Genomic DNA, 6510 nt, shown 5'->3' on the forward strand with positions numbered 1-6510 from the left:
TGCCGTTCTCCTAGCCCGGATGGCCGTCAACCCGCGCACGCCACAGCATTGGGGCATAGCGCCATAGATACAGGCCCAGGCCCAGGGTCCAGCACAGGCCCGCCAGCCACAGCGCGGCATACGGCCAGATCAGCACCAGCAGCACCCGGCTCAGGCAGGCCAGGTTCAACAGCGCGAAAGCCAGGGTCATGCCCTTGGGCGGCGTCAGAGGCCGGCCGGTATGACCGAGGCTGACCCGCGCGATCATCGCCAGGATCAACCCGCCCATTGCCCCGACCGTCAGCGCATGCACCGCCAGGCTCGGGCTCAGTGGCACGCCCACGTGCCACAGCGCCATACCCAGGCAGGCCACAGCCAGCCAGGCATAGGCCAGGTGCAGCGACCAAAGCAGCGGCACGCGCCACAAGCCTGGGTCGTGCCAGCGCACCAGGCGCAGCAGATGACCGAGCCCCAGCAGGGCAAACAACAGGCCGACCCAAAGGCTGGGCATCAGCGCCACGCCGCTGGCATACAGCAGCGCCACCAGCGCCGAGCCTGCCAACAGCAGGTAATCCAGCCACGGCCAGGGCTTCACTGCTTCAGTGCGCCCCAGGCCTCGCTGAGTGAAGAACGGAATCACCCGCCCGCCGATCAAGCCCATCATCGCCGCCACCAGCCACAACCCGGTCAACACCGCCTGGCGCTGCCAGCCTTCGTCAGCGCGCAGCAGGCCATACAGGGACAGGCCATCGGCCAGGGCCAACAACAGCAGGACCAGCACAATCGGGTAGTTGCGTTGTTGCCGCACTTTCCACAGGGTCCAGCCCATCAGCCCGGCGACCGCCAGGGGAAAGCTCAGCTCCAGCACCGCCAGCAGCGGCCACGGCAGGTTGAACAGCCAGGCCAGGCGTGCGGCCAGCCATACCCCGGCCAGCACCGCCAGGGGCATGCCGCTGATGCCGGGGCGGCCGGTCCAGGTCTGCACCGCCGTCAGCAGGAACCCGCCGATGATTGCCAGGGCAAAACCGAACAGCAGCTCATGGCGATGCCACGCCAGCCAACCGCCCGCCGGCTGCCAGCCCGCATCGCCGGCCAGGGCCAGCAGCCACAGGGGGATCGCCAGCAGCGCCAACAGGCAGCCACCGAGGAAAAATGGCCGGAAAGCCAGGCGAAACAACGGGGTAATCGACATAGCCTTGCGTCGATCCAGCACTTGCATACCACCACTCCTCAAGTCATTGCCGGCCCGATCATCCGGGATTGCCCGCCCCTGGCCCTTGTCGCAGATCAAGCGGGGTCCAGAGGCGGCGCACTATCCTTGGGGCCGTCGCGCAATCAGTGTTGCAAGGGCCGGGCCGAATTCCCCGGTGCGCCGCCCCACCCCTGTGGGAGCTGGCTTGCCTGGGATGCAAACACCTCGGTCTGGCGGTTACACCGCAGCGATGCCATCGCAGGCAAGCCAGCTCCCACAGGGGGGCGGTGTTGTATATGAGGGTTTAAATAACCATTAGAGGGTTAAAAGAACCCTTATAGGCCAGGTCATTTTGACCCTCAAGGCGCTACAGCCCAGGTTTTACAAGGCCCGTGCCTTGGCCCAGCTCTTGCTCTACTCGGTTATCCCTTATTACCGCCCCCACGGAGTCACCATGAAAAAAGTCATCCAGCCCCTCGCCTGGTTCGTGATCCTCGGTTCGATGATGGCGGCGGCCAGCGGCCTGTCGTTGTGGCTTGTATGATCCCGTCCCTGAGCTGTTCCAAGGATGCACCCCGGGTTTTGCACCGCGTGCATCATCAGATCCTGCGCAGCCATCACCTGTTCGAGCCGCTCAACGAAGAGCAGATGGATGAGTTGATGGCCAGCAGTCAACTGCTGAGTGTCGACAAGGGCGAGCCGTTGTTCCGCCAGGGCGAACCGGCCGATGCGTTTTACTTCGTGATTGCCGGCGCGGTGAAGGTCTACCGCCTGACCCCGGACGGCCAGGAAAAAGTCTTTGAGGTGATCGGCGAACGACAGACCTTCGCCGAGGCGATGATGCTGATGGACACGCCCAACTACGTGGCCTGCGCCGAAGCGGTGTGCCCCACGCAGTTGTATCGCCTGTCCAACGCCACCTATATGCGCCTGCTCCACAGCAACAGCCGCCTGACTTTCGCCCTGCTGGGCAAGTTGTGTGTGCGCCTGCACCAACGGGTCAACGAGATCGAGACCCTGTCGCTGAAAAACGCCACCCACCGGGTGGTGCGTTACCTGATGACGCAACTGGTGCGCCTGCACAGCGTCGACAGTTCGTTCGAACTGCCCATGGCCAAGCAGTTGATCGCCGGGCACCTGTCGATCCAACCGGAGACGTTTTCGCGGATCATTCGCCGCTTGATCGACGAAAAAATCATCACCCAGGACGGGCGCCAGATCGCCATTCTTGACCGCCTGCGCCTGGAGCAATTCGAATGAACGCCGTGCGGGTCTGCCTGTATTGCCAACATGCCAACCCGCCGGCGCAGACGGCCTGCGAACGCTGCGCCATGCCCCTGCCCGCCTCCACCGCACACCTTGAGGCGCGACGGCTCAAGCGCTTCCAATGGTTCTGCCTGGGGCTGGCCGTGTTCTGCATCGTGATGTTTTTCTGGCTGCCCCGGGACTTCTACTGATCTTCGGTCAACTGCCGGTAGAGCTGCGGCAAGCGTAACGGCAGTTGCTCCGGCTGACGGATCAGGGTGTAGCCGTGGGCGCCGAACATGTACGGCAAGTAATCCCCGGCCTGTTTGTCGATGGTGATGCAGAACGGCACCAGGCCCTGGCGCCGCGCTTCCATCACGGCCTGGCGGGTGTCCTCCACGCCATAGCGCCCCTCATACAAGTCCAGGTCGTTGGGCTTGCCATCGGTCACAATCAACAGCAGTTTGCGCCGTTGCTTGCAGGCCCCCAGGGTCTGGGTGGCGTGGCGGATGGCTGCGCCCATGCGCGTGTAATAACCCGGTTTCAGGCCCTGAATGCAGCCACGGGTATGGTCGTCGTAGGGTTGCTGGAATGACTTGAGCTGCTGCAGGCGCACCTGCTGGCGACGCAAAGACGAGAAGCCATACAAGGCAAACGCATCGCCCAGGCCCGCCAGGCTTTCGCCAAACAGCAACAGGCTGTCGCGGATCACGTCAATGACCTTTTGCGTATTGTTCAAATGGGCGTCGGTGGACATCGACAAATCGGCCAGCAGCAAACAGGCCAGGTCCCGCCGGGTGCGGCGCTGCTCCTTGAACAGGCCACGTTCGGCGCACGCTCCGTGCTGGCGTTCGACATGGAAGTCCAACCACGCCTGCAGGTCCAGTTCTGCGCCCTGGGGCTGTTGGCGCAGCCATTGGCGGTCGGTGCGCAGTTGCTGGAACTGGCGGCGCAAGCGCGCGGCCTGGGGCAACAGGCGCGCCGGCAACGGCTGGGGCGCACTGTCCCGGGGTTGCATCAGTTGCAGGTTGACGAAATTCGCTTGCAGGCACTGTTGGCGGTAGTCCCACTCGGGCAGCTTGATGCCTTCGCCCAGGGGGATATCGTCGACGTCGGCCGGGGGCAGATCCAGGTGCAACTTGAGCCCGCCGCTCTTGCGCACGCGCTGGCGCGACAGGCTCAACTGGTCGAGGTCTTCGGCGACCCGCGCGGCATCTTCGTCCTCGGAATCGTCGGCCCAGCGGTCCAGATCGACATGCTCGGTCCAACTGAACAGGTTTTCCAGGCGCACCACCAACAGGCCGCCGTCGCGGCTGTTGTCGTCGACCCGGTTGGCCTGTTTAGGCGCACCCTGCTGTTCGCCGGGCCGGGTTGCCAGGTCGTCGCCCTCTTCGTCCTGATCTGCGGCCTGCGGGCTGTGCAGGTGCAAGGGTGGATACAGCCACAGCGGCAACGGCCAGGCGGCACGCTCGCTGCGGGGTAACTGGCGGATGCTGCCGGGTTCGCGCAGGGCCTTGCGCAAGGCTTTTTCTACGGCAGCTTCGGCGGGGTTGAGGGTGGCGGGATCGGGGCGCAATTGCAGGTGGGCGTCCACCAGGCGCTGATAACTGGGGAGCATGGCCGGGTAGCGCTGCAACAGCAGCCAGGTCCAGCGCTGATTGTCCCGGGCCCAGTGGGTCATCGGCCCGGCGTGCGCTGCCAGCAGCGCCAGCCAGCGGTACAGTTCCAGGTTCAGGGCGGCCGAGGGAAACACCGCCAGGCTTGCCGGCAGGCGCAGGCGATGACCATCGCACGAGGCCAGGGGCGCCTGCTGGCAGGTGCCGGCGATGCGCATCAACAGGTTGCGCCGCAGCAGCAGATCGCGCTCGCTGGCGGCTTCCACGGCTATCCCATGGGCGCCGCCCAGGGCGCGGAACAACAGGGCCAGGCTGCGCTGGCGGTCGACCAGATCGACCCGCGCCTCGGGGAAGTCGGCACTGGCGCGGCGGGTGATAAAGCGGTGCCAGACACTGCCGACCCATTCTTCCAACTCAAGGGTAAAGGCCATGTGAAGTGCTCCAGACGTAAAACGGCCCGCAGAACCTGCCGGGCCGCCCTCTTGGGGATTGACGTTTACCGGTTAAGCCGTCACGGGAGCGGCAGAGTTCAAGTCCTTGCCCCGCTGCCGGAAGCTCCACAGGTAGCAGAGCAGGCCGAGCAGGAACACCACGCCACTGGCCAGGCGTGCCCAGAACAGCACCGTCAGGTGGTCCATGGTGGCCATGAACGGCAGCGCCACACCGTCCACTTGCCAGCGTTGCAGCCAGACCTGCACGGCACCGGCAGCGGTAAGGAACAGGGTGATCATCACCATCGACAGGACCATCATCCAGAAGCCCCAGATCTCCAGGGTCTGCGAGCGTGCATCCGGTGCTTCACCAATACCGCGCAGGCGGGGCATGGCGTAGCTGATCAGGGTCATGACGATCATCGCGTAGGCACCGAAGAACGCCAGGTGGCCGTGGGCGGCAGTCAGTTGGGTGCCGTGGGTGTAGAAGTTGACCGGTGCCAGGGTGTGCAGGAACCCCCAGACCCCGGCGCCGAAGAACGCCGTGACCGTGGTGCCCTTGGCCCACAACGTGGCTGCCCGGTTCGGGTGCTGGCGGCGACGCTGTTTGACCATGGTGAAGGCAAACATCACCATCGCCAGGAAAGGCAGGGGCTCCAGGGCCGAGAAGATCGAGCCGACCCACAGCCACACCTCAGGCGCGCCGATCCAGAAGAAGTGGTGACCGGTGCCGATGATCCCGGTGATCAGGGCCATGGCGATGATCACGTACAGCCATTTTTCCACGACCTCACGGTCGACGCCGGTGACCTTGATCAGCACAAAGGCAAGCATCGAGCCCATGATCAGCTCCCACACGCCTTCCACCCAAAGATGCACCACCCACCACCAGTAGAACTTGTCCCGCGCCAGGTTGCCCGGGTTGTAGAACGAGAACAGGAAGAACACCGCCAGGCCGATCAGCCCGGTCATCATCACCATGCTCACGGTGGTCTTGCGGCCCTTGAGCAGGGTCATGCCGATGTTGTAGAGAAAGCCCAGGCAGACAACCACGATGCCCATTTTGGTAATGGTCGGCTGTTCCAGGAACTCACGGCCCATGGTCGGCAGCAGTTCGTTATGGGTCAACTTGGCCAGGGCCGCATAGGGCACCAGCAAGTAACCGAGAATGGTCAACACGCCGGCGGCGGCAAACACCCAGAACAACAGGATCGCCAGCTTGGGACTGTGCAACTCGCGGTCGGCCTCTTCCGGCACCAGGTAGTAGGCGGCGCCCATAAACCCGAACAGCAGCCAGACAATCAGCAGGTTGGTGTGGACCATGCGGGCCACGTTGAACGGGATCAGCGGGAACAGGAAGTCGCCGATCACGTATTGCAGGCCCATGATCAAACCGAACAGCACCTGGCCCAGGAACAGGATCAGCGCGAATACAAAGTAGGGTTTGGCGACGGCCTGGGATTGGAATTTCAGATATGGATTGACGGTACGCATCCCTCAGCCCTCCTTGTTTGGCGGCCAGCCATTGGTGTTGATCTTCGAGCTCCATTTGAGGAACTCGGCCATATCGTCCACCTCCTGATCGCTGAGGTTGAATTGCGGCATCGCGCGCCGGCCCGGAACGCCCAAGGGTTGCATCTTCATCCAGGCGTGCAGGAATGGCTTGAACGCTTCATCGCCGCCACGGCGGTTGAACACATTGCCCAGTTCCGGCGCAAAGTACGCGCCCTCACCCAGCAAGGTGTGGCAGCCGACGCAGTTGTTGCGCTCCCAGACGCCCTTGCCGCGGACCACGGATTCGGTGAGTAGCTCCTGATTACTGCGAGAGGGAAAGGTTTGTTCGGTGTGGTAGGTCAGGGCCAGGAATATCAGGAAGAAGAACACGCTTCCTCCGAAGTAGATATTCCTGGCCATGCCCTTGGTGAAGGTCTCTGACATGGTCGCTTCCTCATTGCTTGGCAGGGACCATGATAGGAAGTGAGGGGGTAAAAGCTGCTTGATGGCGATCAAGAAATGCTGATGGTTTTGGTCGGGTATTGGGTGGGGG

6 protein-coding genes are annotated in these 6510 nt (G+C 63.5%); 2 read left to right on the forward strand and 4 right to left on the reverse strand.

From position 1 onward, the window contains the following. Positions 1-10: 10 nt before the first annotated feature. Positions 11-1198, reverse strand: coding sequence for an NnrS family protein (locus JFT44_RS21550; protein ID WP_057959565.1), 1188 nt, complete (start codon positions 1196-1198; stop codon positions 11-13). Between the two features lie 513 nt (positions 1199-1711). Here JFT44_RS21550 and JFT44_RS21555 point away from each other — a divergent pair. Both JFT44_RS21555 and JFT44_RS21560 read left to right on the forward strand, forming a co-directional pair. Then, the gene (locus JFT44_RS21555; RefSeq protein WP_057444811.1) at positions 1712-2431 is read left to right on the forward strand and encodes a Crp/Fnr family transcriptional regulator; all 720 of its coding nucleotides are present in this window, start codon (positions 1712-1714) and stop codon (positions 2429-2431) included. Then, positions 2428-2628: a hypothetical protein gene (locus JFT44_RS21560; RefSeq protein WP_057959563.1), complete on the forward strand. Its 201-nt coding sequence runs from the start codon at positions 2428-2430 to the stop codon at positions 2626-2628. The genes JFT44_RS21555 and JFT44_RS21560 overlap by 4 nt, the downstream gene beginning before the upstream one ends. Here the strand turns inward: JFT44_RS21560 and JFT44_RS21565 are convergent. The 3 genes from JFT44_RS21565 to JFT44_RS21575 form a co-directional block, all read right to left on the reverse strand. Then, complete coding sequence (locus tag JFT44_RS21565) at positions 2622-4463, reverse strand: nitric oxide reductase activation protein NorD (RefSeq protein ID WP_198831117.1); 1842 nt, start codon at positions 4461-4463, stop codon at positions 2622-2624. The genes JFT44_RS21560 and JFT44_RS21565 overlap by 7 nt on opposite strands. A 72-nt stretch (positions 4464-4535) precedes the next feature. Then, a complete protein-coding gene (locus JFT44_RS21570; protein ID WP_198831118.1) occupies positions 4536-5957 on the reverse strand; it encodes a cbb3-type cytochrome c oxidase subunit I in 1422 nt (473 codons plus the stop codon). Between the two features lie 3 nt (positions 5958-5960). Further along, on the reverse strand, positions 5961-6401 hold the full coding sequence (locus JFT44_RS21575; protein WP_057439734.1) for a cytochrome c: 441 nt from the start codon (positions 6399-6401) through the stop codon (positions 5961-5963). Positions 6402-6510 lie beyond the last annotated feature (109 nt).

The sequence above is a fragment of the Pseudomonas sp. MF5691 genome, from assembly GCF_016405645.1.
Classification (GTDB): domain Bacteria; phylum Pseudomonadota; class Gammaproteobacteria; order Pseudomonadales; family Pseudomonadaceae; genus Aquipseudomonas; species Aquipseudomonas shahriarae.

Excerpts from the sequence above, each read along its gene's own strand:
- JFT44_RS21565 (WP_198831117.1), bottom strand. The coding sequence starts at position 4,463 with ATGGCCTTTACCCTTGAGTTGGAAGAATGGGTCGGCAGTGTCTGGCAC.
- JFT44_RS21560 (WP_057959563.1), top strand. The coding sequence starts at position 2,428 with ATGAACGCCGTGCGGGTCTGCCTGTATTGCCAACATGCCAACCCGCCG.
- JFT44_RS21570 (WP_198831118.1), bottom strand. The coding sequence starts at position 5,957 with ATGCGTACCGTCAATCCATATCTGAAATTCCAATCCCAGGCCGTCGCC.
- JFT44_RS21575 (WP_057439734.1), bottom strand. The coding sequence starts at position 6,401 with ATGTCAGAGACCTTCACCAAGGGCATGGCCAGGAATATCTACTTCGGA.
- JFT44_RS21555 (WP_057444811.1), top strand. The coding sequence starts at position 1,712 with ATGATCCCGTCCCTGAGCTGTTCCAAGGATGCACCCCGGGTTTTGCAC.
- JFT44_RS21550 (WP_057959565.1), bottom strand. The coding sequence starts at position 1,198 with ATGCAAGTGCTGGATCGACGCAAGGCTATGTCGATTACCCCGTTGTTT.